Annotated in this window: 25 protein-coding genes; 21 read left to right on the top strand and 4 right to left on the bottom strand. The window is 74.8% G+C overall.

The window, feature by feature from the left end; translation table 11 throughout:
• Positions 1-72 precede the first annotated feature (72 nt).
• From CFP65_RS28225 to CFP65_RS28270, 11 genes are all read left to right on the top strand, one after another.
• A complete protein-coding gene (locus CFP65_RS28225; protein WP_254552612.1) occupies positions 73-1,290 on the top strand; it encodes a sensor histidine kinase in 1,218 nt (405 codons plus the stop codon).
• Positions 1,287-1,928: a response regulator transcription factor gene (locus CFP65_RS28230; protein WP_104818823.1), complete on the top strand. Its 642-nt coding sequence runs from the start codon at positions 1,287-1,289 to the stop codon at positions 1,926-1,928. Before CFP65_RS28225 ends, CFP65_RS28230 begins: the two co-directional genes overlap by 4 nt.
• 126 nt (positions 1,929-2,054) lie before the next feature.
• The gene (locus CFP65_RS28235; RefSeq protein ID WP_104818824.1) at positions 2,055-2,489 is read left to right on the top strand and encodes an SRPBCC family protein; all 435 of its coding nucleotides are present in this window, start codon (positions 2,055-2,057) and stop codon (positions 2,487-2,489) included.
• 149 nt (positions 2,490-2,638) lie between these two features.
• Complete coding sequence (locus CFP65_RS28240) at positions 2,639-3,823, top strand: glycosyltransferase (protein ID WP_104818825.1); 1,185 nt, start codon at positions 2,639-2,641, stop codon at positions 3,821-3,823.
• 363 nt (positions 3,824-4,186) lie between these two features.
• Positions 4,187-5,695: a sugar transferase gene (locus CFP65_RS28245; protein ID WP_158702390.1), complete on the top strand. Its 1,509-nt coding sequence runs from the start codon at positions 4,187-4,189 to the stop codon at positions 5,693-5,695.
• An 8-nt stretch (positions 5,696-5,703) separates the two neighbouring features.
• Positions 5,704-7,224: an O-antigen ligase gene (locus tag CFP65_RS28250; protein ID WP_254552613.1), complete on the top strand. Its 1,521-nt coding sequence runs from the start codon at positions 5,704-5,706 to the stop codon at positions 7,222-7,224.
• Positions 7,221-8,915: a lipid II flippase MurJ gene (locus tag CFP65_RS41265; RefSeq protein ID WP_254552614.1), complete on the top strand. Its 1,695-nt coding sequence runs from the start codon at positions 7,221-7,223 to the stop codon at positions 8,913-8,915. Before CFP65_RS28250 ends, CFP65_RS41265 begins: the two co-directional genes overlap by 4 nt.
• On the top strand, positions 8,905-9,690 hold the full coding sequence (locus tag CFP65_RS28255) for a polysaccharide deacetylase family protein (protein ID WP_254552615.1): 786 nt from the start codon (positions 8,905-8,907) through the stop codon (positions 9,688-9,690). The genes CFP65_RS41265 and CFP65_RS28255 overlap by 11 nt, the downstream gene beginning before the upstream one ends.
• A gap of 95 nt (positions 9,691-9,785) precedes the next feature.
• A complete protein-coding gene (locus tag CFP65_RS28260; protein WP_104818827.1) occupies positions 9,786-10,937 on the top strand; it encodes a glycosyltransferase in 1,152 nt (383 codons plus the stop codon).
• Positions 10,938-11,021: 84 nt separating this feature from the next.
• Positions 11,022-11,681, top strand: a complete 660-nt coding sequence (locus CFP65_RS41875; protein WP_104818828.1) for a Wzz/FepE/Etk N-terminal domain-containing protein — start codon at positions 11,022-11,024, stop codon at positions 11,679-11,681.
• Positions 11,678-13,012 carry a GNAT family N-acetyltransferase gene (locus CFP65_RS28270; RefSeq protein ID WP_158702391.1) on the top strand — a complete coding sequence of 445 codons (1,335 nt, stop codon included), beginning with the start codon at positions 11,678-11,680 and terminating at the stop codon, positions 13,010-13,012. Before CFP65_RS41875 ends, CFP65_RS28270 begins: the two co-directional genes overlap by 4 nt.
• On the opposite strand, the gene CFP65_RS28275 is transcribed toward CFP65_RS28270, so the two are convergent.
• Positions 12,989-14,143: a glycoside hydrolase family 26 protein gene (locus CFP65_RS28275; protein WP_158702392.1), complete on the bottom strand. Its 1,155-nt coding sequence runs from the start codon at positions 14,141-14,143 to the stop codon at positions 12,989-12,991. The two genes, CFP65_RS28270 and CFP65_RS28275, sit on opposite strands and share 24 nt — an antisense overlap.
• Positions 14,144-14,239: 96 nt before the next feature.
• The gene (locus CFP65_RS28280) at positions 14,240-15,118 is read right to left on the bottom strand and encodes a neutral zinc metallopeptidase (RefSeq protein WP_104818830.1); all 879 of its coding nucleotides are present in this window, start codon (positions 15,116-15,118) and stop codon (positions 14,240-14,242) included.
• 184 nt (positions 15,119-15,302) lie between these two features.
• On the opposite strand from CFP65_RS28280, the gene CFP65_RS28285 reads away from it, so the two are divergent.
• The 10 genes from CFP65_RS28285 to CFP65_RS28330 all read left to right on the top strand — a co-directional run bounded on the left by CFP65_RS28285 (position 15,303) and on the right by CFP65_RS28330 (position 23,132).
• Positions 15,303-16,205: a hypothetical protein gene (locus tag CFP65_RS28285; RefSeq protein ID WP_104818831.1), complete on the top strand. Its 903-nt coding sequence runs from the start codon at positions 15,303-15,305 to the stop codon at positions 16,203-16,205.
• A gap of 239 nt (positions 16,206-16,444) precedes the next feature.
• Complete coding sequence (locus tag CFP65_RS28290) at positions 16,445-18,043, top strand: ABC-F family ATP-binding cassette domain-containing protein (RefSeq protein WP_104818832.1); 1,599 nt, start codon at positions 16,445-16,447, stop codon at positions 18,041-18,043.
• 345 nt (positions 18,044-18,388) lie between these two features.
• The gene (locus CFP65_RS28295) at positions 18,389-18,622 is read left to right on the top strand and encodes a helix-turn-helix domain-containing protein (RefSeq protein WP_030059940.1); all 234 of its coding nucleotides are present in this window, start codon (positions 18,389-18,391) and stop codon (positions 18,620-18,622) included.
• Between the two features lie 271 nt (positions 18,623-18,893).
• Positions 18,894-19,697 (top strand): enoyl-CoA hydratase/isomerase family protein, encoded by an 804-nt coding sequence (locus CFP65_RS28300; protein ID WP_104818833.1) that lies wholly within the window; start codon positions 18,894-18,896, stop codon positions 19,695-19,697.
• Positions 19,698-19,877: 180 nt separating this feature from the next.
• Positions 19,878-20,324, top strand: coding sequence for an Asp23/Gls24 family envelope stress response protein (locus CFP65_RS28305; protein ID WP_254553126.1), 447 nt, complete (start codon positions 19,878-19,880; stop codon positions 20,322-20,324).
• 25 nt (positions 20,325-20,349) lie between these two features.
• Entirely contained in the window at positions 20,350-20,541 is a 192-nt protein-coding gene (locus CFP65_RS28310) for a hypothetical protein (protein ID WP_104818835.1), read from the top strand.
• Entirely contained in the window at positions 20,538-20,918 is a 381-nt protein-coding gene (locus CFP65_RS42200) for a hypothetical protein (protein WP_104818836.1), read from the top strand. Before CFP65_RS28310 ends, CFP65_RS42200 begins: the two co-directional genes overlap by 4 nt.
• Before the next feature lie 398 nt (positions 20,919-21,316).
• Complete coding sequence (locus CFP65_RS28320) at positions 21,317-21,811, top strand: DUF6286 domain-containing protein (RefSeq protein ID WP_104818837.1); 495 nt, start codon at positions 21,317-21,319, stop codon at positions 21,809-21,811.
• Positions 21,812-21,881: 70 nt separating this feature from the next.
• Positions 21,882-22,454: an alkaline shock response membrane anchor protein AmaP gene (locus CFP65_RS28325; protein WP_104818838.1), complete on the top strand. Its 573-nt coding sequence runs from the start codon at positions 21,882-21,884 to the stop codon at positions 22,452-22,454.
• A gap of 225 nt (positions 22,455-22,679) precedes the next feature.
• Entirely contained in the window at positions 22,680-23,132 is a 453-nt protein-coding gene (locus tag CFP65_RS28330) for a hypothetical protein (protein WP_104818839.1), read from the top strand.
• A gap of 279 nt (positions 23,133-23,411) precedes the next feature.
• Here the strand turns inward: CFP65_RS28330 and CFP65_RS28335 are convergent, their stop codons facing one another.
• Together CFP65_RS28335 and CFP65_RS28345 are read right to left on the bottom strand one after the other, a co-directional pair.
• Positions 23,412-24,173 (bottom strand): SDR family oxidoreductase, encoded by a 762-nt coding sequence (locus CFP65_RS28335; RefSeq protein WP_104818840.1) that lies wholly within the window; start codon positions 24,171-24,173, stop codon positions 23,412-23,414.
• Positions 24,174-24,524: 351 nt separating this feature from the next.
• Entirely contained in the window at positions 24,525-25,769 is a 1,245-nt protein-coding gene (locus CFP65_RS28345) for a serine hydrolase (protein WP_104818841.1), read from the bottom strand.
• Positions 25,770-25,839: the final 70 nt, after the last annotated feature.

Consider the following 25,839-nt stretch of genomic DNA (forward strand, 5'->3'; position numbering starts at 1 on the left):
ATCCAGGTCATACCGAGACCCCGATAGACTCGGACGCTTCCAAGTGGATCAGTCCGTCCAAGGGGATCTGCCGTGACCGACCGCGCTCCCGCCCACGGCGTCCGACGTGCCCTGGAGCACGCCCCGCACTACGTGTTCTTCCTGGTCGTCGGTGCCGCCGTCGTCCGGCTCGTGGCACTGGACAGCCCGCTCTGCTGGCACATGGTCGGCGTCAGCGGGCTGTTGGCCGTGGTGTACGGGGCCGGTCTGGGGCTGTGGAGCCGGCTCGGTCCGGCCGTCCGGCTCGGCTGGATCACCACGCTGGTGGGTCTCTGGGGCGTCCTCGTGCTCCTCGCTCCGGCGCCGCTGACCTCGGCGTACGCCTGGTGCGGGGTGCCGCTCGCCTGCGCGGCCCTGCGGGCTCTCGGACGGTGGGCGGCGCTGGTCGCGGTGGGGGCGATCTCCGTGGTGCTGGGCTGGCGGCTGGTCGGCTCCACCGGCCGGCTCGACCTGGAGATGACGCTGATCCCGGTCGCGGCCGTCTGGGGCACCGCGGCCCTCTACCGGGCCCAGCAGCGGGAGGCCGCCGAACGCCAGCGTCTCCTGGAGGAGTTGCGGAGCACCCGGGACGATCTGGCGGAACAGCGGCTCCGGGCCGGTGTGTCGGCCGAGCGCACCCGGATCGCCCGCGACCTGCACGACACGCTGGCCCAGGAGCTCGCGGGCAGCCTGATGCTGCTCCAGGCGGCCGAGCGGGACTGGGACCAGCGGCCGGACGCGGCCCGCACCAGAGTCCGCGCGGTGGCCGACGGCCTGGACGGCAATCTCGCCGAGACCCGCCGGATCATCCACGACCTCACACCGTCCGCCGTCGCCGAGGCCGGGCTGGAGGGCTCGCTGCGGCTGCTGTGCGCGCAGGTGGAGCGGGAGGGGGCCGCGGCCCGGGTGAGGTTCCGCTCCGTCGGGGAGCCCCGTCCCGTCCTGGACGAGCAGGCGGCGGCCACCCTGTTCCGCCTCGCGCAGGGCATCCTGGCGAACGTGCGCGAGCACGCCCGCGCGGTGAACGTGCTGGTCACCCTCCGCCATGAGGAGGACCGGATCGAACTCGACGTCCAGGACGACGGGGTGGGCTTCGAACCGACCGGGACCACCCCTCGGCAGAGTCGCGGCTTCGGCCTCCCGGCGGCCCGTGCCCGGCTCCGCGAGTGCGGCGGCGACCTGTGGCTGACCAGCGCACCGGGTCGGGGCACCCGGGTGCGGGCCGTGCTCCCGGCGACGGCCCCCCGGCTGACCTCTGCGACCGTTGGATGACCGTACGTCTGTTGGTCGCGGACGACCACGCCCTCGTACGGGCCGGCTTGCGGGCCCTGCTGGCGGGGGAACCGGACCTCGAGGTGGTCGGGGAGGCGGGCAGCGGCGAGGAGGCTGTGCGGCTCGCCGTCCGGCTGGAGCCCGATGTCGTCCTGATGGACCTCCGGTTCGCCGGGGCCGGCATCGACGGTGTCGAGGCCGTCCGCCGGCTCGCCGTCGAGGCCCCGGCCGTGCCGGTGCTGATGCTGACGAGCTTCTCCGGGCGGGCCGACATCGTGCGGGCGCTGGCGGCGGGAGCCCGCGGATACGCGCTGAAGGCGGGGCCGCCCGAGGAGCTCTTCCGGGCCGTCCGTGGCGCCGCCGCCGGTGCCACGGCCCTCGCCCCCGAGGTCGTCGGGGAGCTGGTCGGCCAAGTGGTGCGCCCCGACGCGGACCTGACCGAGCGCGAGGTCGAGGTCATCCGGCTGGCGGCCGAGGGCTTGGGCAACCGGGCGATCGCGGAGGCGCTGTTCCTCAGCGAGGCGACGGTGAAGACCCACCTCGTGCGCATCTACCGCAAGCTGAAGGCCGAGAACCGCGCAGCCGCCGTGGCGGAGGCGGCGCGCCGGGGGCTCATCCGGCTCGACCACTCAGGCTGAACCCGCTCCGGACCACCGGTGGCGGGAGTACGGCCCCGGGGGCCGGTTTGGCCCGGGTGTAAGGCGGTGGTTGGCTTGGGGGACACGGCTGCGCAGGTAGCTGTACGTACTTCGAGGAGAGTCACCATGGGACAGGTCCACGCTGCCACCGAGCGGGATTACCAGGCGAGCCCGCAGCGGGTGTTCGAGGCGCTGGCCGACTATGCGGTGACCCGGCCGAAGCTGCTGCCGGCGCAGTACAGCGAGTACGAGGTGCGGGCCGGTGGGGTGGGGGCCGGGACGCAGGTGCACTGGAAGCTCCAGGCCACCGAGAAGCGGACCCGGGACTGCCTCTTCACCGTCACCTCGCCGAGCCCGCTCACGCTGGTCGAGACGGACGCCAACTCCTCGATGGTGATCACCTGGACGGTGAGCGGGAGCGGCGAGCAGGCCAAGGTGGTCATCGAGACCACCTGGCAGGGCGCGACCGGCATCGGCGGCTTCTTCGAGCGCACCTTCGCCCCCAAGGGCCTCAACCGGATCCACGACGCGGTGCTCGCCCGCCTCGCCGACGAGCTCTGACCCGAGAGCAGCTCTGACCCGAGCAGCTCTGACCCGGCCGGCCCTGCCCAGGGCCGTCCGCGCCCCTCGAACGAGTGACAGAGCTCCCCGGGGCGAGTGAAAGCGCGCCTTCCACGGCCGCGGGCCGACCTAGGCTCGCGGCCGTGCGCATGACGATCCTTCACGTCTCCCAGCCCGTCGACGGCGGCGTCGCCCGCGTCGTGGTGGACCTCGTCCGGGGCCAGCGGGAGGCCGGCTGCCGGGTGCTGGTGGCCTGCCCGCAGGGCGGCAGGCTGGCCGAGGAGGCCGCCACCGCCGGGGCGCTGGTGCTGGACTGGCCGGCCACCAGGTCGCCGGGCGGCGGGACGGTCGCGGAGGCGTACCGGCTGCGCCGGATCGTGCGGGCGGCCAAGCCGGACGTGCTGCACCTGCACAGCGCGAAGGCGGGCCTGGCCGGCCGGCTGGCGGTGCGGGGCAAGCTGCCGACGGTGTTCCAGCCGCACGCCTGGTCCTTCGCGGCCGTCGAGGGCCCGGTCGCGGCGGCGACCCTGCGCTGGGAGCGGTACGCGACGCGCTGGGCGAAGGCGGTGCTCTGCGTCAGCGAGCAGGAGCGCCGGGACGGCGAGGAGCTGGGGCTGCGCGCCGCCTGGCACGTGGTGCCGAACGGGGTGGACGTGCGCCACCACGCCCCGGCGGATTCGGCGGCCCGCCGGGCGGCCCGGATGTCGCTGGGCCTGGAGCTGGACGCGCCGCTGGCGGTCTGCGTCGGGCGGCTCTGCCGGCAGAAGGGGCAGGACGTGCTGCTGGACGCCTGGGCCGAAGTGCTGGCGGAGCTGCCGCAGGCCAGGCTGGCGCTGGTCGGCGACGGGCCGGACGCGCACGCGGTGGCCGACCGGGTGCGGGAGCTGCCGGAGCCGGCCCGGGTGCGGCTGGCGGGGGACGTGGCCGATCCGCGGCCCTGGCTGGCGGCGGCCGACCTGGTGGTGCTGCCCTCGCGCTGGGAGGGGATGGCGCTGGCCCCGCTGGAGGCGATGGCCACCGCCCGGCCGGTGCTGCTCTCGGACGTGCCGGGGGCCCGGGAATGCCTGCCGCCGGGGCAGGCCGCGCACTCCTTGGTGGAGCCGGAGAATCCCGCCCGGCTGGCCCGGGCGCTGATCGCGGCGCTGTCGGATCCGATCGAATGCGAACGTCGCGGAGCGGCGGCCCGCGAACACCTGATCGGGCGACATGACGTTCGGAACACGGTCGCCCAGGTGGACGCGGTCTATCGAAATCTCCTGCGAACGGAGGGCTCGGCGCGACCGCCCCGACAGCGGGGGGTGCACCGCCGGAGCCGTGTCCCTGGGCGGCTCTGATCGTTTCTCAGACCGTGAATGCTCGCCGCGAGGGTGCTGCCGTGTTCGCATCTGGACCGGTGCCAGCTGAGGATTCAAAATCCGAAAGTCTGATTAATGGGCAGGTGGAATGAAATGGCAAGTCAGCTTCCTGGAATCAAGCCGGCGTTCGGTATTGTCTGATTTTACCTGCTTCTTCACTATTTCCGGTCAGGGGAGTGCCATAACCCTTTCCGGGGAATGTTCGAATGCCACTCACGGCATGCCACTCACGGCAGCAGGTGCCACCTGGACCGCAGCCACCGGGCCGGGTCGCAGGGTCGGCTCGCCCCGGCCCCCGGCGGCCCGGTGCGGGGGCTACCCAGCAGGGGAGTTCGCGCGCTGATGACCATTGACCACGAGAGTGTGCCTCGGCCGGGCCGACCTCTGCCGCCCTCCCGGCGGTTCGCCACGGGTCTGCTCGACCGTCCCGCCGCCGCGGCGCAGAGCCGGCCCTCACCGCCGGTCGGCCGCCACCGCCGGGGCCTGAGCTCCCGGGTGGCGCTGCCGGCCGCCCTGGTCAGCACCGATGCGCTCGCCGTCTTCGTCGCCGCCGCGTTCACCACCCTGGCCACCGAGGGCCGCCCGCACTCCCTGCTCGGCTCGGCCGCCGTGCTGCCGCTGCTGCTGCCGCTCAACCTGGCCGGCGGCCTCTACCGCACCCGCCTCACCCCCTCCGCCCTGGACGAGGTGCCCGCCCTCGCCGCCCGCGCCGCCGTGGCCACCGCCTTCGCCGTCACCCTGGCCGCCTGCCTCGGCGCCTGGCCGGTCGGCGCCCCCGAGACCCCGCTACGGCTGGCCGCCCAACTGACCCTCTTCCTGCTGCTCGCCGCCACCGGCCGGGCCCTCTGCTACCGCGCGCTGCGCCGGGCCCGCCGCCGCCGTCCGAGCCCGGTGCTGGTGCTCGGCGCCGGCCGGCTCGGCCAGCGGGTGGCCGCCGCGCTGACGGAGCGCCGCGAGTACGGGCTGCGCCCGGTCGGCTTCCTCGACCCGCACCCGGTGCTGATCGGCGAGGGCACCCGCCTCCCGGTGCTCGGCGGGCGCGACGTGCTGGAGCGCGAGGTGCGCCGCCACCGCGTTCACCACGTGCTCGCCACCGAGGGCGCCGCCGACGAGAGCGAGACCGCCGAGGCCCTGCGCGAGGCCAGCCGGCTCGGCTGCCAGGTCTGGCTGGTGCCCGCGCTGCGCGAGTACGGCTCGGTGGGCGGCCCGGCCGCCCGCGACCACCTGTTCGGCTTCCCCTGCGTGCGGCTCGGCCGCCCCGCGATGCGCCGGCCCGGCTGGGCCGCCAAGCGCGCGCTGGACGTGGTGGCCGCCGGGCTCGGCCTGGTCGCGCTCTCCCCGGTGCTGGCGCTCTGCGCGCTGGCCGTCCGCTTCGACACCGGCCCCGGCGTGCTCTTCCGCCAGCAGCGCACCGGCCTGGACGGGAAGGTCTTCACCGTCCTCAAGTTCCGCACCCTGCGCCCGGCCAACGAGCACGAGTCCGCCACCCACTGGAACATCGCCCAGGACCACCGGATGAGCCGGATCGGCCACCTGATGCGCTGCTCCTCGCTCGACGAGCTGCCCCAGCTGTGGAACGTGCTGCGCGGCGACATGAGCCTGGTCGGCCCCCGCCCCGAGCGCCCGTACTTCGTGATGCGCTTCGGCCAGGCCTACCCCGAGTACGCCGACCGCCACCGCGTCCCGGTCGGCCTGACCGGTCTGGCCCAGGTCAACGGCCTGCGCGGCGACACCTCGATCGAGGCCCGGGCCCGCTTCGACAACCGCTACATCGAGAGCTGGAGCCTCTGGCAGGACGTCAAGCTGCTGCTCCGCACCGCCGCCCTGATGCTCCACCCGGACGGGAGCTGACCCCACCGATGGCCCTCGACTCCGCCCCGGCCGGGCCGGCCACCGCCCTGGCCGCAGCCGCGACCCCGGCTGCGGCCGCGACCCCGGCTGCGGCCGCCCGTCCGGCCCCCGCCCCGGGCACCGGCTCGGCCGCCCCGCTCGGCCGCGCCTTACGCGCCGTCACCGACCGCCCCAGCCTGCTCGCCGCCACCACCGTGCTGCTGGTCTGCGTGCCCACCGGCGAGAAGGACGTCGCGGCGGCCGTGCACGTCACGGCCGCCGACCTGGCCTCCCTCGCCCTGGTCGGGCTCACCGCCCTCGACCTGCTGCGCGGCCGGACCCCGCCGCTGCCCCGCACGGCGGCCGCGCTGTTCGGCGGCATCGTGCTGGCGGCCGCCGCCGCGACCGTGGGCTCCATCGACCCGGCCACCAGCCTGACCGGCTTCGTCCGGTTGGTGCAGGTCTTCGTGCTGGTGCCCGCCGCCGTGGTCTGCGCGCTGCGCGACCGCACCGACCAGCGCCTGGTGCTCGGCTCCTTCGTCACCGCCGCGCTGATCCAGGGCGTGGTGGGGGCCGACCAGTACCTGACCAGGACCGGCGCCTCGTACACCGGCCAGCCGATCCGGGCCGTCGGCACCTTCGGCGCGCTGGACATCATGGCGATGTCCACCGTGGTCAGCTTCGGCCTGCTGGCCGCCCTCGCGCTGGGCCTGGCCGAGCGCGGCCCCGGCGGCCACCCCGGCCTGCGCCGGGCGATGTTCGCCGCCGCGGCCTTCCTCACCTTCCCGCTGGCCGTCTCGTTCAGCCGGGGCAGCTGGATCGCCTGCGCGGTGGCCGCCACCGTGCTGCTGCTGCGGGCCGACGCCCGGCTGCTGGTGCGCAGCGTGGTGCTCGGCGCCGCCGCCCTGGTGGTGCTGGTCGGCGGGGTGGGCATCGGCTCGGACGGCGTCACCGAGCGGCTCAGCAGCATCGGCTCGGTGGAGGCCGCCCCCGACCAGTCGGTCAGCGACCGCTACGACCTGTGGGCCACCGCCGGCCGGATCTGGCAGGACCACCCGCTCACCGGCGCCGGCCCCAAGTCCTTCCAGCAGCTGCGCGACAGCCACGCCCCGCTGCGGCTCTCCTCGGGCAGCGACGCGGCCGACTCCACCATCGGCTTCCAGCGCGAGCCGCTGCTCTCCCCGCACAACATGTACTTCCTGGTGCTCAGCGAGCAGGGCCTGGTCGGCGCGGTGGCCTACCTGGCGCTCTTCCTCGCCCTGCTGCTCGGCACCCTGCGCCGCGCGGCCGGCCCGGGCCTGGCCGCGCTGGCCCTGCTCACCTGGGTGCTCGTCGACTTCCTGTACGGCGACATCGGCGGCACCACCACCGTGCTCACCTCCATCGTCCTCGGCCTCGCCACCAAGGCGGCCCTGCCGGGCACCGGCCCCGCCGCCGCGGTGCCCGCGACCGGCCCCGCCACGCCGGCGACCGCGACCGGACCCGCCGCCCGGACGGCGCCCGCCGGACCCGTCGCGGCCCCCACCGACCCTGGAGCCCGCCCCGCATGACGACCGATCAGCCCGGCGTGGTCGCTCCCCTGATCCCGGCGGCCCGCACCCCGGCCCCCGCCGAGGAAGCCCCGGCCCGCCGGGGCTTCCTCGCGCGGGCGTTCGGGGTGACGGCACTGCTCAGCGCGGCCGGCTCGGGCCTCGGGCTGCTCCGCGACCTGCTGCTGGCCCGGTACTTCGGAGCGAACCAGGGCACCGACGCCTTCCTGGTCTCCTGGACGGTGCCCGAGACGGCGGCCCCGCTGCTGATCGAGGACGCCATGGCCTTCCTCATGGTGCCCGCCTTCAGCCTGGCCCTGGTGCTCCGCGAGGAGCGCCCGCACGGGCCCGACCCGGTCCGCCAGCTCGTCCGGGCCACCCTGCCCTGGCTGCTGCTGGCGCTCTGCGCGCTCTCCGCCGCCGTCGCCCTCGGCGCCCCCCAGCTGGTCGAGGTGCTCGCCCCGGGCCTGGCAGACCCGGGCCTGGCGGTCACCTGCACCCGGATCACCGCGATCACCATCCTGCCGTTCGGCGTCGCGGGCTACCTCGGCTCCGCGCTGCGGGCGCACCACCGCTTCACCGCCCCCGCCGCCATCTACGTGGTCTACAACGCGGCGATCCTCACCCTGCTGCTCACCGGCCACGGCCTGCTCGGAGTGCGCTCGGCCGCCGTCGGGGTGGCGCTCGGCAGCGCCCTGATGACCGCCCTCCTGATCGGCCCGTTCGTCCGCAGCCTGCGCGAGGGCCGCCCGGGCCGGGGCCGGCGCTCCCGGCAGTCGCTGGTGCTGATGCCGCTGGCGATGCTCCCGGTGGCGGCCTTCACGCTCACCCGGCAGGCCCAGGTCTTCATCGAGCGCTTCCTCGGCTCGGCCCTGCCCCCGGGCACCATCTCGCACCTCAACTACGCCGCCAAGGTCTCCCAACTCGCCATGACGGCGGCCCTGTTGATCTGTACGGTGACCTTCCCGCTGGTGGCCAGGGCGCTCGCCGCCGGCGATCTGACGGCGGCCCGGGACAGGGTGGAGAAGGACCTCGGCCAGGCCGCCGCCGTGGTGCTGGCCGGCACCGCCTTCCTGATGGCCTGCGCCCCCCAGGTGGTCTCGCTGCTCTTCGAGCGCGGCGCCTTCGGCCCGCAGGACACCGCCGCGACCGCCGCCGTGATCCGGGTCTACAGCTTCGGCCTGCCCGCCCAGGCGCTGATCGGCGTGATGGTCCGCCCGTACTTCTCGGTCCGCCCGGTGGTCCGCCGGGCCGACCAGCCGGCCGGGCAGCGCACCGCGCTGCTCGACTGGTACCCGGTGGCCGCGATGGCGGTGGGCCTGGTGGTCACCGTCGGCGTCGGCCTGGCCGCGCTGCCGCACTTCGGCGCCCTCGGCCTCGCCGCCGGCAACGCGGCCGGCATCACCACCACCGCCGCGCTGCTCATGCGCGGCCTGCTGCTGCGCGGCATCGCGCTGCGGGTGCCCAAGGTGCTGGGCGGCCAGGCCCGGCTGCTGGCCGCCGCCGTCGGCGCGGCGCTGACCGGCCTGCCGGCCGGGTACCCCGTCCGCGACCCGCTGCTGGCCACCGTGCTGGGCGGGCTCTGCGTGCTCCTCGTCTTCGCCGCCCTCGGCACCGCGCTCGGCGCACCCGAGGTCCGCGGCCCCGTGCTCGCCCTGGTACGGGCCCTGAACCCACCGGCCCCCGAAGGGAAGCTGCCCGATGGAACCTGAACCCCAGAAGCCCCGCCTGCCGTCCCAGGCGACCGAGAGCCGGGCCGCCCCGTGGATCCTGATGTACCACTCGGTCGCGGACGAGGAGGACGACCCGTACCTCCTCACCGTCAGCCCGCGCCGGTTCGCCGCCCAGATGGACTGGCTGCGCCGCACCGGCCGACGCGGCGTCAGCATCCGCGAGCTGCTGGCCGCCCGCGCCGAGGGCCGGGCCGACCACCTGGTCGGCCTGACCTTCGACGACGGCTACGCCGACTTCGCCCGGCACGCCGTGCCGGTGCTGCACCGGCACGGCTTCACCGCCACCGCCTACGTGGTGCCGGACCTGCTCGGCAGTGACAACGGCTGGGACGTGATGGGCCCGCGCAAGCGGCTGCTCACCACCGAGCAGGTGCCCGAACTCGCCGCCGCCGGCTGGGAGATCGGCTCGCACGGGCTCGGCCACCAGGCCCTGCCCGGGCTGCCGCCCGAGGTGCTGGCCACCCAGACCAGGGAGAGCCGTCGGGCCCTGGAGGAGCTGGTCGGCGGCCCGGTCACCGGCTTCTGCTACCCGTACGGCGCGGTCGACCTGCCGGCCACCCTGGCCGTCCAGGAGGCCGGCTACGAGTACGCCTGCGCGATCGACCACGGCGAGCTCACCGGCCGCTTCGCGCTGCCCCGCTGCTACGTCGGCGACCGCGACGGCGCGCTGCGGCTCACCGCCAAGCGCGGCCGCCACCGCCTCCGCGACGCCCTCACCGGCCTGCGCCAGGCCCGCCCCCGCAAACCCTCCTGACGACCCCTCACCCGAGGCCGGCCACCCGGCCGGCCCCCGTGCCGCCACCCGGTGGCCCTCCACCAGCCCACCGCCCGCCCCGAACGGTCAACCCCATGAAGATCCTGCACGTCATCACCGGCCTCGCGGCCGGCGGCGCCGAACGGCAGCTCCAGCTGCTGCTGCGGCACCTGCCGGAGCGTCACCACTGCGAGGTGGCCACCCTCACCAACCCCGGCGCGGTGGCCGCCGCGCTGCGGGCCGACGGCGTCACCGTGCACGACCTGCGGATGCGCGGCAACCGCGACCTGGCCGTGCTGCCCCGGCTCACCCGGCTGGTCCGCACCGGCGGCTACGACCTGGTGCACACCCATCTCTACCGGGCCGGGCTCTACGGCCGGCTGGCCGCCCGGCTCGGCGGGGTGCGGGCGGTGGTGGCCACCGAGCACTCGCTGCACCCCGGGGTGATCGAGGGCCGGGCCGTCACCCCCGGCGTCAAGGCGCTCTACCTCGCCGCCGAGCGGCTCGGCTCCACCACTGTCGCGGTCTCCCGCCAGGTGGCCGGCACCCTCGACACCTGGGGCGTGCGGCGGGTCGACCTGCTGCCCAACGGCGTGGACGCCGCCCGCTACGCGCTGCCCACCGCCTCCCGGGCGGCGCTGCGGCAGACGGTGCGGGCCGAGCTGGGCCTGCCGCAGCAGGCCTGGGTGATCGGCGCGGTCGGCCGGCTGGTGCCGGGCAAGCGGTTCGAGATCCTGATCGACACCCTGGCCGAGCTGACCGCCCTGGCGGAGCAGCACCCCGCCCTGCGCGAGCCCTGGCTGCTGCTGGTCGGCGCCGGCCCGCAGCAGCCGGAGCTGCTGCGCCGGGCCACCCTGCGCGGCGTCCGGTCCCGGGTGCTCTGCACCGGCGAGCGGGACGACATCCCCGAGCTGCTGGCCGCGATGGACGTGCTGGCCGCTCCCTCCACCGAGGAGACCTTCGGCCTGACCGTCCTGGAGGCGCTGGCCGCCGGCCTGCCGGTACGGCACAGCGCCTGCCCGGCCCTGGACGAGTTGCCCGCCGAGGCCGCCCCCGGCGCCGAGCGGATCGACTCCGACACCGCCGCGTACACCGCCGCGCTCTGCGAACTCTGGAGCCGCCGCTCCACCCCGCTGCCCCAGCCGCCCGCCGTGGCCCATTACGACATCGCCCGGATCGCCGACGGCCTCGCCCAGCTCTACGACCGGCTGCGGCCGGTCGCCCCCCGCCCCGTCGTCCGGGCCTGAGCCCCCGTCCCCCGTGTCCCCCCGACGAATAGCCCGTGGCACCGCGCTCCCGCGGCCACCCCGACCGAGCCTAGGAGCCCCCTGATGTCCGAACTGCGCCGCACCGTGCGCACCCTGTCCCGCCGCTGGTGGCCGGTGGCGGTCGCCGTCCCGCTCGGCGCGGTGGCCGGCGCGGGCTACGCCGCCGTCGCCCACCCCAGCTACGCCGCCAACTCCTACGTGGTGGTCGTCCCGCAGACGGCCGGCGAGGCCGCCACCGCCGTCAACTTCGCCCAGGCCTACGGCCGCCTGGCCGGCCAGCCCCAGGTGCTCGCCGCCGCCGCCGCGGAGACCGGCCACTCCGTGGCGACCCTGGCCGGGCTGGTCAGCGGCACCACCTCCCCGGACGCCCCGGTCATCGACATCACCGGCACCAGCCGCCGCCCCGAGGACGCCGTCCGCAACGCCGACGCCGTGGCCCGCTCCCTGGTCGCCTTCGCCAACACCAGCAGCAAGGAGACCGGCGTGCGCCTCGTCCCCCTCGCCGCCGCCGCCGAACCCGACGCCCCCACCACCCCCTCCGCCGCCCTCGACACCGCAGTCGGCGCCGCCGCCGGCGTCCTCCTCGGCACCCTCACCGTCCTCACCCGCCGCCGCCCCACCCCCGACACCCCCGAGACCACCCCCGCCCCGCCCCGCCCCCGCACCGAAGAGCCCGCCACCGAGGAGCCCAATACCCCGCAGGAATCGGGGAGCCGGCGATGACGAGCGACAACCAGCCCCGACCCGCCGCCAACAGCCCGGCCCGCCAGCCCGCCACGGGCACCCCCGCCCCGGCGAGCCGCGCAGCTGGCTCGGCAACGGAGACCGCCTCGGTCAGCCCGGTGCCGGCGCAGCCCGGTGCCGGCGCGGGGGGTGCTGGTGCGCCGGGCGCGGCCCCGGCGCATCCTGCCTCGGCCGCCGTCCCCTCCCAAGGGGCTGCTCCCGAGGTCTGGAGCGCCGAAGTGCTCCGCTCGGACGACGCCCTCGACACGCTTGCCGACGAGTGGGACGACCTGGCCGGGCGATGTGCCACGGCCACCTCGTTCCAGGCGGCCGCCTGGGTGCGGTCCTGGTGGCGGCAGTACGGGCGGCCGGGTGGGCTGGTGGTGGTGACGGTGCGGCGGGACGGGCGGCTGGTCGGGGCGGCGGCGCTGCGGCGGCGGGGGCCGTTCGGGGGGCTGACCAATCTCGGGGCCGGCCTGGTGGACTTCACCGACGTGCTGCTGGACGACGGCTGTGCCGACCGGGCCGCCGCCGAGCTGGCCGCCGCGCTGCCGCTGCGGCGGCCCTGGCACAGCCTGGAGCTCCGCGAGGTCCACCCCGAGGCCGCCGTCCAGCGGGTCTTCGAGGCCTGGCCGGGCCGTCGGCACCGGCTGGCCGACTCCCTCTGCCAGTACCTCCCGGCCGTCCCGATGGACGAGCTGCTCAAGCGCCTGCCGGGCAGGACGGCCCAGCGCAGCCGCGTCAAGCAGCGCAAGATCGCCGAATCCGGCGTCCGGGTCAGCTCGGCCACGCCCGAGCAGGTGCCCGAGGCCGTCCGGGAGCTGCTCGCGCTGCACTTCCTCCAGTGGCAGGAGCGCGGCGTCACCGCCGAACACCGCACCGAGCGCTTCGCCGCCCACCTGATCGAGTCCACCACCGGCCTGGTGGCCACCGGCCGGGCCGCCGTGCACCGCTACGAGCTGGACGGCGAGCCGGTGGCGGTCAACCTGCTGCTGCTCTGCCCGTCCTTCGGCGGCCTCTACATGTACGGCGCGCACCCGAAGCTGCGCGAGCGGCTCGACATCGCGGGCCTGCTGTTCGGCGTGGCGCTGGACGAGGTGCGCGGCCGGGGGATCCCGGTGCTGAGCCTGCTACGCGGCCAGGAGCCGTACAAGCAGCGCTGGCGCCCGGACCAGCTGCCCAACCAGCGCCTGGTGCTGGGCCCGGGTCGACTCGCCCCGGCCGCCGCGGCCCGGGCCTGCCGGGTGCGGGTCCGCCAGACGGCGGCCCGGCTGATCAGCACCCGGCTGCCCCGCCTGAAGGAGGCCCTACTGGCCCGCCGCCGCAGCTGAGGGCGCGGCCGGCCCCACCACCCCGGCCGGGAGGTTCACGGCCGGGGGGTTCACGGCGGACCACGGGTTGGCCGCGCCCTTCGAACCGGACATCAGCTGCTTGAAGACGGCGCTGGAGCGCGGATTGCGGTCGCACCCCCAGAAGCCGTGCGGGCAGTAGTCGGTGAGGGTCTGGTAGCTGGTGTCGTGGGTGCGCATCCACTCGACCATCCGGCGGACGAACTCGGGGTTGTCCCCGTTGCGGAACAGCCCCCACTCCGGGTACGAGACGGGCTTGCCGCGCTTGGCGGCGAACTCGACCTGGTCCTGCAGCCCGTACGGCTCGGATACGTACTGGTCGAAGGTGGCGCCGGCCGGCTGGTCGTAGCTGTCCATGCCGATGATGTCGACCACGTCGTCGCCGGGGTAGCAGCGCGTCCAGGGGATGGCGTCCAGCCCCCGGGTGGGGTCGAAGTCGAAGCGGAAGTGCTGGCCGGGCACCGAGCGCATCACGCCTACGATCCGCCGCCAGTACGCCTTCCAGGCCGCCGGATCGGGCCGGCAGCGGCTGGTGTAGGTGGTGCCGTTCATCTCCCAGCCGAGGGTGATGATCGTGTCGCCGCCGCCGAAGGCGACCAGCTTGCGTGCCAGCTTGAGGAAGTGCCGGTCGAACTCGCCCTGGTTGCCCCGGGCGAGCAGCTTGGCCACCTCGGGGTCGGGGATGTTCCCCTCGTTCGGCACCAGCATCGGCACGCCGAGCACGAGCTTGCGCCCGGGGTCGGCCAGCCGCCACTGCGACCAGAGGCCGAGCACCACCGGATCGCCCTCGATGTCGCCCCAGCCGTTCCCGGCCAGGTAGGTGTGGCCGACCTGCATGTTGGCGCCGTTCAGCCACTGGGACATCCGCCGGATCTGCGGGATGTAGTTGTCCCAGCTGCCGACGAAGGCCCCGAACGGCGCCTCGTGCCGGGCCCGCTGCACGGCGGGCCGCGGCGCGGCACCCCGCAGCTGCCCGCCGTCCGCGGCCAGCGCGTCGGAGGAGAGGGCGGCCCGCCGCTCGCCCTGGTCCACCGGAGCACCCGGGGGCACGCTCGCGGTGGTGACCAGCAGCAGCAACGAGGCAGCGGCCAGGGTGAGCCGGGCCAAGCGCATGGTGCCTCTCCTCGCGGTGATGGGACGTCACCACGACGGTAAGCCCACACACCGTCAGAAAAGCTGCATGTCACTCAAAAGAGGACAAGCCGGCCGTCAGCCGAAGGTATTGCACTGAGCCATGTCCCCGCTCCGGTACCCGGTGGTGAACCACTGCTGCCGCTGCGCCGCCGAGCCGTGCGTCCAGCTCTCCGGGTTGACCCGGCCGGTGGCGGCCTTCTGGATCCGGTCGTCGCCGACGGCGGCGGCCGCGTCCAGGCCCTGGGCGATGTCCGCGTCCGTCAACTTGGCGATCAGCGGCCGGCCGGTCGAGGGCTGCGGCGTCTTGACGGCGTTGTTGGCCCAGACGCCCGCGTAGCAGTCGGCCTGGAGCTCCAGCTTGACCGAGCCGCTGTCGGCCCCGGCCCGGGAGTTGCCCACCTTCGCCGTCTGCCCGGTGAGCGACTGGATGTGGTGCCCGTACTCGTGCGCGATCACGTACGCCTCGGCGAACGGCCCGCCCTTGGCGCCGAACTTGCTGCTCAGCTCGGAGAAGAAGCCGAGGTCCACGTAGGCCTTGTGGTCACCGGGGCAGTAGAACGGCCCGACGGCCGAGCTGGCCGAGCCGCAGGCGGTGGAGACCCGGTTGGTGAAGAGCACGGTGTCGGCGGGGGAGTACCGCACCCCGCGCCGCGGCAGCTCCCCGCTCCAGTAGGTCTGCACGCTGTTGACCACCGCGACGATCCGGCAGTCCTGCCGCTGGTTGGCGTCGGCCCCGGTCTTGCAGGTCTGCTGCACCTGCCCGGCCGTGCTCGGCCCCGCCGAGGTGCTCCCGCCGCCGGAGAGCCCGAGCAGCTGCGGGTCGAGCCCGAACACCAGCGCGAGCAGTAGACCGATCACGCCCACCCCGCCGCCGATCGCCATCTTCCCGCCCGGCAGACCCCGCCGGTCCTCCACCTGGGAGGTGTCCAGATCCGCCTGATCGTCGAACTGCATGCTGTCCCGCCTCTGTAACAGTCCTGCCCCCGTCGCAGTCGCAACATAGCGGCCCGGGCCCGCCGGAGCCCAGTGGAACCCGCAGGTGGGGGCCGTCAATCGGCCGCTCCCGGTCACCCCGTCCGTCCGGTGGTCAAGCCGTGTCCATCAGACGGACAGCTCGTTCGGGCGGTACGCTCCCGCCGTGTCCCGGAACCCGCTGCGTGCCCTGACCCGCCGTTCCCTGCTCCCCACCCTGGCCGTCGTGCTGGTGCTCGGAGCGGGAGCCGCCGCACACGCGAACCGTCCGGTGCCCTTCGGCGACCGGGTCGCCGAGCCCGGTGCGGCCGACGCCAGCCCGGTGGGCGCGCAGTCGCTGGACACCGGCTCGCTGGAGCTCAAGGTCGGCCCCGGCCTGGAGGCGTACGACCGCTCCGGCACCCACCTCTGGTCCTACCGCCGCGAGGGCGCGACCGCGCTGCACCTGGCGATGGCCGGCCAGAGCGCGGTGGTGGTCTGGGACGACGGCATGGTCACCTCCGTCCGCCCCGAGGACCACACCGTGCGGTGGCACCGGGCCGTGCCCGGCCTGAGCGAGTGGCTGCACGGCGAGGACGAGCCCGGCGCCGACACCCGGACGGCCGAGCAGAAGCAGGAGATCGCCGTCGAGCGGGCCGCCGCCGCCCTGCAGACCGCCACCGAGGACGAGCCCTGGGTGGCCGTGGTGACCCCGGGCCTGACCATGGGCTTCCGCGACCGCGACGGCGACCTGCGCTTCAACGCCCGCCCGCTGAGCGGCTGCCTCTACGACCCGCTGCGGGCCGTGCACACCGAGGACGCCGTCCTGGTGCCCCGCACCTGCACCGGCACCAACGGCTCCGGCCACCCCCTCCCCGGCGGCATCACCGGCTTCCGCCTCAGCCGCCCCGGCTGGCAGCTCCCGGCCGGCCCCGCCGTCAAGCTCCAGCGCCAGGACACCCACCGCGTCCTGATCGACGACGGCCCCGTGGTCGGCCGCCGCACCTTCGACACCCAGCTCGGCGCCGCCGTCACCCCCTGCGGCGTCCCGGCCCTGCCCTTCGCTGCCGCAGCCAGTTGCACGCTCTAGGGGCGCGGGGAACTGCGCGCCCGACCCCGTGTGAAGCTGCACGGTTGCGCGCGCCGTTCCCCGCGCCCCTGAAGTGGTTGCTCTGAGTGCAGCCCCTCTCCCCTCCCGGAAAACCCCGACCGGGTCTCTCAGGGCGCCCGGTAGACTGGGCCGTATGGCTGTTATCCCCGGGCATTAGCGCCGAGCGCCGCGCCCCTCACGACACGCCGCCCGCTCTCTGCCCAGGAGTCCTCACAGCCATGATTTCCGTCAACGCGCTCGAACTGCGCGCCGGTGCCCGCATCCTCATCGAGTCCGCCAGCTTCCGCGTCACCCCGGGCGACCGGATCGGCCTGGTCGGCCGCAACGGTGCCGGCAAGACCACCCTCACCAAGGTGCTCGCGGGCGAGGGCCTGCCCGCCGGCGGCACGGTGACCCGCTCCGGCGAGGTCGGCTACCTCCCGCAGGACCCGCGGACCGGCGACCTGGACGTGCTGGCCCGCGACCGCATCCTCTCCGCCCGCGGCCTCGACTCCGTGCTCAAGAAGATGCGCGAGAACGAGCAGCGGATCGCCACCGGCACCGGCGCGACCCGCGACAAGGCGATGAAGAAGTACGCCAACCTGGAGACGGAGTTCCTCACCAAGGGCGGCTACGCCGCCGAGGCCGAGGCCGCCACCATCGCGGCCGCCCTCGGCCTGCCGGACCGCATCCTGGGCCAGCCGCTGCACACCCTCTCGGGTGGTCAGCGCCGTCGCGTGGAGCTGGCCCGGATCCTCTTCTCCGACGCCGACGTGCTGCTCCTCGACGAGCCCACCAACCACCTCGACGCCGACTCGATCGCCTGGCTGCGGGACTTCCTGAAGACCTACAAGGGCGGCTTCATCGTGATCTCCCACGATGTCGAGCTGGTCGAGACGGTGGTCAACAAGGTCTTCTACCTGGACGCCAACCGGTCGCAGATCGACGTCTACAACATGGGCTGGAAGCAGTACCAGCAGCAGCGCGAGGACGACGAGAAGCGCCGCAAGCGCGAGCGCGCCAACGCCGAGAAGAAGGCCGCCACCCTCAACGCCCAGGCCGACAAGATGCGCGCCAAGGCCACCAAGACGGTCGCCGCGCAGAACATGGCCCGCCGCGCCGAGAAGCTGCTCTCCGGCCTGGAGCAGAGCCGGGTCTCCGACAAGGTCGCCAAGCTGCGCTTCCCGGACCCGGCCCCCTGCGGCAAGACCCCGCTCACGGCCGAGGGCCTCTCCAAGTCCTACGGCTCGCTGGAGATCTTCACCGACGTGGGCCTGGCCATCGACAAGGGCTCCCGGGTGGTCATCCTGGGCCTGAACGGTGCGGGCAAGACCACCCTGCTGCGGATGCTCGCGGGCGTGGAGCAGCCGGACACCGGCGAGGTCATCGCCGGGCACGGCCTGAAGATCGGGTACTACGCCCAGGAGCACGAGACGCTCGACCCCGAGCGCAGCGTGCTGGAGAACATGCGCTCGGCCGCGCCCGACACCGACCTGGTGCAGATCCGGAAGATCCTCGGGTCCTTCCTGTTCTCCGGCGACGACGTGGACAAGCCGGCCGGGGTGCTCTCCGGTGGTGAGAAGACCCGCCTCGCGCTGGCCTCGCTGGTGGTCTCCAGCGCCAACGTGCTGCTGCTCGACGAGCCCACCAACAACCTCGACCCGGCCAGCCGCGAGGAGATCCTGGGCGCGCTGCGCTCCTTCGCCGGCGCGGTCGTGCTGGTCACCCACGACGAGGGCGCGGTGGACGCGCTCCAGCCGGAGCGGATCATCCTGCTGCCGGACGGCGTGGAGGACCTGTGGAGCCCGGCCTACCACGACCTGGTCTCGCTGGCCTGATCCCTCCCGCGCGACCGCCTCACGTAGACGTATGCTCCGCCGTCCGTCGTAGAAAACCTCAGCTCCCGCAGAGATCGGGAATGGGAGACTGCGAGATTCCGTTTTCGCGTCTCCAGCACCGCCCCGCCCGCGATTTCGCGGCGGGGCGGTGCTGCTGATCAGCCCTTTCGCCGCGCCGGGCCCGGGGGCGCGGGGGCGCGTGTCTCTGAGTGAGCGCCCTTGTGCGCCGTGAGCACCACCGGCAGACTGCGCTTTCCCGGTATCGACCTTGTCGAATGGGTGGCCAGGACGCTGGCTATGGGTGATCATGGGAATCTGACCGAGCACAGCTATGAGGAGGCACGGGTGGCCGAGACTCTGAAAAAGGGCAGCCGGGTAACCGGGGCCGCGCGTGAGAAGCTCGCGGCCGATCTGAAGAAGAAATACGACTCCGGTGCGTCCATCCGCGCCCTCGCGGAGGAGACCGGCCGCTCCTATGGCTTCGTGCACCGCATGCTGAGCGAGTCCGGAGTGATCCTCCGAGGCCGCGGCGGTGCCACGCGGGGCAAGAACAAGGCCACGGCGGGAGCCGGTTCCTGACAGTTCGCCGAGTGGCGGTCGGCAATTCTGCGTGAACACTTCCGTCGGGACTTCATTGCACCAAATGCTCCAGACGATTCGGCGGCCGGGCGACCGGGCCGCCGATCGTCATTTCATGGCACTTTTAACCGCGCAGTGAGACAACCGGCCCGGACAAGTAGGCCGGACAACTCCTTCGGGCGGACCTCGACAACGCTGTTACTCTCCAGTAGCTTCACGTTGTCCTAGCTTCGCGTGTCCGCGCAGTCCCGCGCCCGCTGGAGGTACATCCATGACCACCCCCGTCCTCGAAGACCAGCAGCTCTGGGAGCAGGCCGGCGTCCGGCTCGAGCTCGACGGCGAGACGGCCACCGTCACGCTCTGCCGCCCCGAGCGCCGCAACGCCCAGTCGCCCGCGATGTGGCGCGCGCTGGCCGGCATCGGCCGGGCGCTGCCGGGCACCGTGCGGGTGGTCCTGCTGCGGGCGGAGGGCGTCTCCTTCTCGGCCGGCCTCGACCGGGCCATGTTCACCCCCGAGGGCATCCCCGGCGAGCCGAACTTCATCGCCCTGGCCCACGCCGAGGACAAGGAGCTGGACGAGACCATCGCCTTCTACCAGGAGGCGTTCACCTGGTGGCGCCGCCCGGACCTGATCAGCATCGCCGCCGTCCAGGGCCACGCGGTGGGCGCCGGCTTCCAGCTGGCCCTCGCCTGCGACCTGCGGATCGTCGCCGAGGACGTGCAGTTCGCGATGAAGGAGACCTCGCTCGGCCTGGTCCCCGACCTCACCGGCACCAAGCCGCTGACCGACCTGGTCGGCTACGCCCGCGCGCTGGAGATCTGCGCCACCGGCCGCTGGGTCGGCGCCGAGGAGTCGGTGGCCAACGGCCTGGCCAACCTGGCCGTCCCCGCCGCCGAGCTGGACGCCGCCGCCCGCGACCTGGCCGCCGCCCTGCTCGCCGCCCCGCGCAACGCGGTCAACGAGACCAAGGCCCTGCTCCAGGGCGCCGGCGACCGCAGCTACGAGGAGCAGCGCGCCGCCGAGCGGGCCGCCCAGGCCCGCCGCCTGCGCGACCTCGCCGGCCTCGGCGACTGACCCGCCCCCAGCTCGTCGAGCTCCCCTCCCCGAACGCCGCAGGTGCCCCGCGCCCTGCGGCGTTTGCCGTACCCGCCGTGCGCGGTTCGTGGCGGAGTGTCACAGTTGGGCTGGTTTGCGATATAGCTGGACAGGACACCCCAGGAGACCACCGTGCCTGACACCCCGACGCCCGCCGACCTGCACAAGAACGACCCGCACCGCTCCCCGGACCCGACCGACGAGCGGGGCAAGACCGCGCTCGCCGTCGGCGTGGTGGAGAAGATCGCCGGGATGGCCGCCCGGGAGGTCGCGGGCATCCACGCCCTCGGCTCCGGGCTCGCCCGGACCTTCGGCGCGATGCGGGACAGGGTGCCGGGCGGCCGCTCCAGCGTGGGCCGGGGCATCAAGGCCGAGGTCGGCGAGAAGCAGACCGCGATCGACATCGCCCTGGTGGTCGAGTACGGCGTCGTCATCCCGGTGCTCGCGGCCGAGGTGCGGCAGAACATCATCACTGCCGTGGAGCGGATGACCGGCCTCGAAGTGGTCGAGGTCAACATCGCGGTCAACGACGTCCACCTGCCGGACGAGCCGGACGTGGACGAGGACGAGGAACCGAGCCGAGGCCAGCGCCCCCGGGTGCAGTAGGCCGCGACGCAAGAGGAGAGTGCGGATGAATCTCGCCCTGACGGGCCTGCTGGTCGGCATGGCCCTGGGTTTCGCCGGATACTTCGGCGGGTTCGCCGCCTTCCTCCTGGTCGCCGTGCTCGGCGCCGCCGGCTTCGTGGTCGGCCGGCTCCTGGAGGGTGACATCGGGCTCGGCGAGCTGGGTGATCTGCTGCGCAGCCGCGACCGGCGCCGGTGAGGGGCGCCCGGCCGGCGGCCGTCCTGCTGCTGCCCGCCACCGAGGCCGCCCCCCGCCCGGCCCGCCGGGCCCCCGCCGACCGCGGCCACCTCCGGGTCGCCGACCGCGTACTGGCCCAACTGGCCGCCCGCGCCGTCCGCGAGGCCCTGACCCCCCTGGTCCCGGGCGCCCGCCGCCCCAAGGTCACCGCCACCACCTCCCACGGCACCGCCCGCCTCACCCTCCGCCTCTCCCTCCCCTTCCCCGCCGACCTGGCCACCCTCACCACCACCGCCCGCCAGGCCGCCACCACCCAGGTCGAGTCCTTCACCGGCACCCCCGTCCGCCGCATTACCATCCTGATCGACCACCTCCACCCGAACGGCCCCACCCGATGAGCCCCCGGGAGTCCCCGGAGCCCCTGGACCCCCGCGGTCGCCCCGGCTCCGCCCCCGGCTCGGCGGGTTCCGCCTCGGGCGGCCGGTCGGCCGCAGGCCTACCTGGCCCCGACGCCGGCTCCGGCTCCGACCGGCTGGTACCCGGTCCGAAGGGCGCGGCCGCCGCAGGCCCGCCCGACGCCGACCCTGGCCCTGGCTCCGGCTCCGACCGGCCGGAACCCGGCCCGGAGGGCGCGGCGGCCGGACCCGTTCTCCCGGCTCTCCCTGGTTCGGCCCGCGCCCTCCCAGAGCCTTCTTCGCCTTCTCCTCTCCCCGAATCCCATGGGCCGGACGCTCCGGCGAGTGCGCCCGCCCCCGGCCCCCGGCTGCGGTCCACTCGGGCCGGGGCGGCCGGGGTCGTGGTGCTCGTGGTGCTGGTGGTGGCGGGCGGGCTGCTGTACGACGTGGTGGCGGTCCGGACGGGGCATCAGGCGAGGCGGTGGCGGGCCGAGGCCGCGCACCAGGTGGCGGTCCGTCAGCTGCAGGACACCTGGGTGCTGGTCGGGGCCGGGGCGGCGGTCCTCCTCGGAGCGCTCCTGACCGCCCTCGCCTTCACCCCCGGTCTGCGCCGCTGGCTCCCACTCAGCTCGCCCGACGGCACGGCGGCGATCGACCGAGCCGGCGTGGCCGCCCTGCTCCGCGTCCGCACCCGCGAACAGCCGGACGTCACCGCCGCCACCGTCCGCGTCCGCCCCACCCGCACCACCGTCACCATCCGCGGCACCGCCGACCCGGCCGCCGTCCAACGCGAACTTCGCACCGAACTCGCCCGAGTCCCGCTGGCCCGCCCGCACCGCCTCGACGTCCGTACCCACCGCGCCGACCGCGGTGCCCACCAGGGCGAGCTCCGTTGACCCACCGCGCCGAACCGGTCCGCCCACCGGGGCAGCCCCCGGCGACCCCCACCCACCCCGCGGAGCGCCGATGACCCGCAGTGCCCTCAACCGGACCGTTCTGGCCGTGGTCGGCCTCGCGCTGTTCCTCGGCGGCGCCCTGCTGCTGTTCGGCGGCCTCGACGGCTACGCCCGGCTGCACCTGCACCCGCCGTCCTGGTGGCCGCTGACCTCGCCGGAGCAGCCCGTGGTCTCCACCACCTCCCGGACGCGCTGGGTGGACCGTTCCTGGTGGTGGCCCGCGGTGATCGCCGCGCTGAGCCTGCTGGTGGTCGGCTGTCTGGCCTGGCTGGCCGGTCAGCTGCGCCGCAGCGGCCCGGCCACGCTCCGCCTGCCGACCGCCCCCGAGGTGCACGTCCGCGGCCGGGCCGTCGAGGACGCGGTGGAGACCCTGACCATCGCCCTGCCCGCCGTCACCCGCGCCCGCACCCGTCTCGGCGGCTCACCCCGCCGACCCCGGCTGCGCACCAGCCTCCGGCTCCGCCCGGACGCCGCCCCCGGCCCGCTGCTCACCGACTACCGCAGCGGCCCCCTCGCGGACGCCCGCACCACCCTCGCCCGCCCCGACCTCCCCTCGGAGATCCGTCTGACGGTCCGGCCGTAGTGCCGGGCGGTCTTCGCCGGCCTACGTGCCCGCCTCATGAGGCGTACCTTGCCGCCGCCCGCCATCCGACGCGACTCCTCCGGGCCGGGCCCGCCGGTCGCGCCGGGTGTACCTGCCCGCCTCATCCGCCCACGGGACAGGAAGGGCACCTCGCCCCCGCCCGCCATCCGACGCGACCCGGAAGGCCGGTTCCGGCGCGGGAGTGCGCTGCTATCGTCGGGCGGCATGACAATCACCAGCACCGGATGGGGCCCTGACATCACGTCGCCCGGGATCCGACCGCGCCGGCTGGCGCTCGCCCTGCTGGCGGCGGCCGCCGTGCTGTGGGGTGGCCTCTCCGGCGGCTTCGCCTGGTGGCCCACCCACGACGGGTCGGCCTCGCACACCGACCTGCTGGCCTTCGGTTGGCTGACCGTCTCCACCGCCGTGGTGGCCCTGCTCTGGCTGCTCGCCCTGGTCGGCCTGGCCTGCGGCCCGGACCGGCTCGGTGCCCGGGTGGCCGCAGTCCCGGCGGTGCTGGCCGCCGTGCTGTCCCTGCCGGTGGCCTTCCTCCTGCTGTTCCTGGGCGGCGCCCTGGCCGGCGGTCTCGGCTACGTGGCCCTCGCAGTCGCGGCCCTCACCGCCGTGAGCGTGGCCGCGATCGCCGGCCTGATCGCCGCCTGGCCCCGCCGAAGCTGACCCGCCCGGCCCGACCCGCTCCGGCCGAAACCTGATCGCACCGCCGGTCCAGTCCGAGCCGAGCGGCCTGGGGCAACGCCTTCCGGATCGCGCCGGGCGATCGCCGTCGGGGGCACGTGTCCTCCAGGGCCGGCAACGGCCGGCAGCTGCCCACCACCGACACTCGCCCCCCGGCGTCAGCCCCCGACGTCACGGCCGACGTGATCCAGAAGCCGCGCCCAGCTCGGGCCGCCCGCAGCAGTGCCCTCGGCCGGGCCGGAGCACCTGAGCCCGGCCGGCTCAGAGGCCGCGCAGGGCGCCGCCGTCCACCGGCACCATCACACCCGTGAGGTACGAGGCGGCGGGCGAGAGCAGGAAGGCCGCGGTGCGGCCGAACTCCTCCGGGGTGCCGTAGCGCCGCAGCGGGATGGCCTGGCTGTGCCGCTCACGCGCGGCGGCGGCGTCGCCGCTCAGCGCGTCGAGCTCCCGCACCCGGTCGGTGTCGATCCGGGCCGGCAGCAGGCCGACCACGCGGATGCCGCGCGGACCGAGCTCGTCGGCCAGCGACTTGGCGGCCATCGCGAGGCCGGGGCGCAGGCCGTTGGAGACGCCGAGGCCCGCGATCGGCTCGCGGACCGAGCCGGAGAGCACGAACCCGATCACCCCGCCCTCGCCGAGCTGCTCGGCCGCCGTCCGGGCGATCCGCAGCGCGCCGAGGAAGACCGACTCGAACGCGCCCCGCCAGACCTCGTCCCCGGCCCCGGTGACCGGCCCGGCGGCCGGGCCGCCGACGCTGATCAGCACCCCGTCCACCCTCCCGAACCGTTCCCGCGCCGCCGCGAACAGCCGCTCGGCCGTGGCCGGGTCCCCGTTGTCCGCCACCACCCCGTGCACCAGGTCGGCCGCCCCGAGCTCACTCAGGGCCGCCGCCACCGACTCCTCGGTCCGCCCGCTCAACACCAATCGCGCCCCGTCCGCCACCAACTCCCGCGCCGAGGCGAACCCGAGCCCCCGCGTCGCGCCGGTCACCACGTACACCCTGTCCCGCAACCCAAGATCCATGGCCCAACTCTATGCAGCGCATGACGAGAGGCCCGGTCATTCGCCGCTCTGGGTCACCGGTCCAGTCGGTGCCGGAGGTACTCCGGACGGGCCGTTCCGACCTCGATGAGGTTCTCGTCGAGGTCGAGAGGTTGTCGAGCTGCCGGTGGCAGACCTCCAGCTGGAGACCGTCGAAGTCCAGCACCACCGGGCAGTCGGCGAACCACTCCCCGTCCTCGGCGAACCGCACCAGCGCGAACCCGGTCAGCTGCCGGCCGGCGAGCCTCGCCAGGCGTGCCCCGTGCGCCCGCCCGACCGGCCTGCACCGGTCGACCAGGACCGCCGGGAGGTCGCCTTCCGACGGTCGGCGCCTCAGCCGAAGTCGGGGATCGGGTGGTCGGGGGAGAGGGCGGCGGCGATGCGTTGGGCGATGGTGTGGGCGGTGTGGCCGCCGGGGGCGGTGGGGTTGTTGGTGGTGGCCACGGCGATGGCGAGGTGGTCGCAGGGGAGGTAGTCCTGGGAGGCGGAGTAGCCGAAGAAGAGGGGGTGCTGGGAGACCCAGTCGCCGAGGGTGAGGATGCCCAGGCCGTAGTGGGTGGCCTCGGTCTGGGGGATGCAGAGGGTGGCCGGGCAGTCCTTGGTGGGGTGGCCGAGGCCCACCGTGCCGGGGTCGAGGAAGGTGCGCAGGCCCGCCGGGGAGAGCAGCTCGCCGGAGCCGATGCCGACGGCCGAGCGGGCCAGGTCGCAGATGTCGGTGGTCTCCACGGCGCCCGGGGCGGTGGTCCAGGAGGGGTTCCAGAAGGTGGACTCCTCGTAGGTGCCGCGTTCGGCGGTGAAGGCGTGCAGCACCGGGGTGGGGATGTCGGGCGTGTAGCTGTTGGCGGTCTCGTGCAGGCCCAGCGGGTCGAGCACCTGCTCCTTGATCAGCTCGTCCAGCCGCAGCCCGGTCTGCGCCTCCAGGGCTTCGCCCAGCAGCACGAAGTTGGCGTGCGAGTAGCTCCAGTTGCTGCCCGGCGGGTAGAGCAGGTCGGCCTCGGTGGAGATGCTGGTCAGCTCGTCGGCGGTCCACTGGCGGAACGGGTCGGCGTAGACCGCCGGGCCGAAGGCCGGGTCCTTGACGTAGTCGATCAGGCCGGTGGTCGAGGCGGCGAGCATCCGCAGGGTGAAGCGCTCGCCGAGGGCGGGCGGCAGGTCGGGCAGCCACCGGCCGACGGGGGCGTCCAGGTCGACCCTGCCCTGTTCGGCCAGGCGCACCAGGGCGGTGCCCAGGTAGCTGATCGCGATGTTGCCGTTGCGGAAGTGCATCGCCGGCTGGGCCGGCACCCCGGTCATCGACTCGCCGAGCGCCGTGGTGAGCAGCTCCTGGCCGTCCCGGGTGACCCGCAGCACCACCGACTTGAGCCCCAGCTCCGCCTTGGCCTGCTCGGCGATCCGCAGCACCTCGGCGCCCGGCCCGTCGGCGGGCCGGGCCGAGCCGACGCAGGGCCGGCGATGGCCGGCGGCTCCGGCGGTCGCACCGTCACCCGTCGCGGAGGCGGTGCCGGCCGGGACGGCGAGGGCGAGCAGCGCGGTGGCGGTGACCAGCCGGAGCAGGGACTTCGGGAGCGAGCGCGTCATGCCCGCAGTATCGGCACGAGGACCCGCCGCGCCCGGCCCGCCGGCACCCGACCCGCACGGACATTCACCC

It is taken from the genome of Kitasatospora sp. MMS16-BH015, from assembly GCF_002943525.1.
GTDB lineage: Bacteria > Actinomycetota > Actinomycetes > Streptomycetales > Streptomycetaceae > Kitasatospora.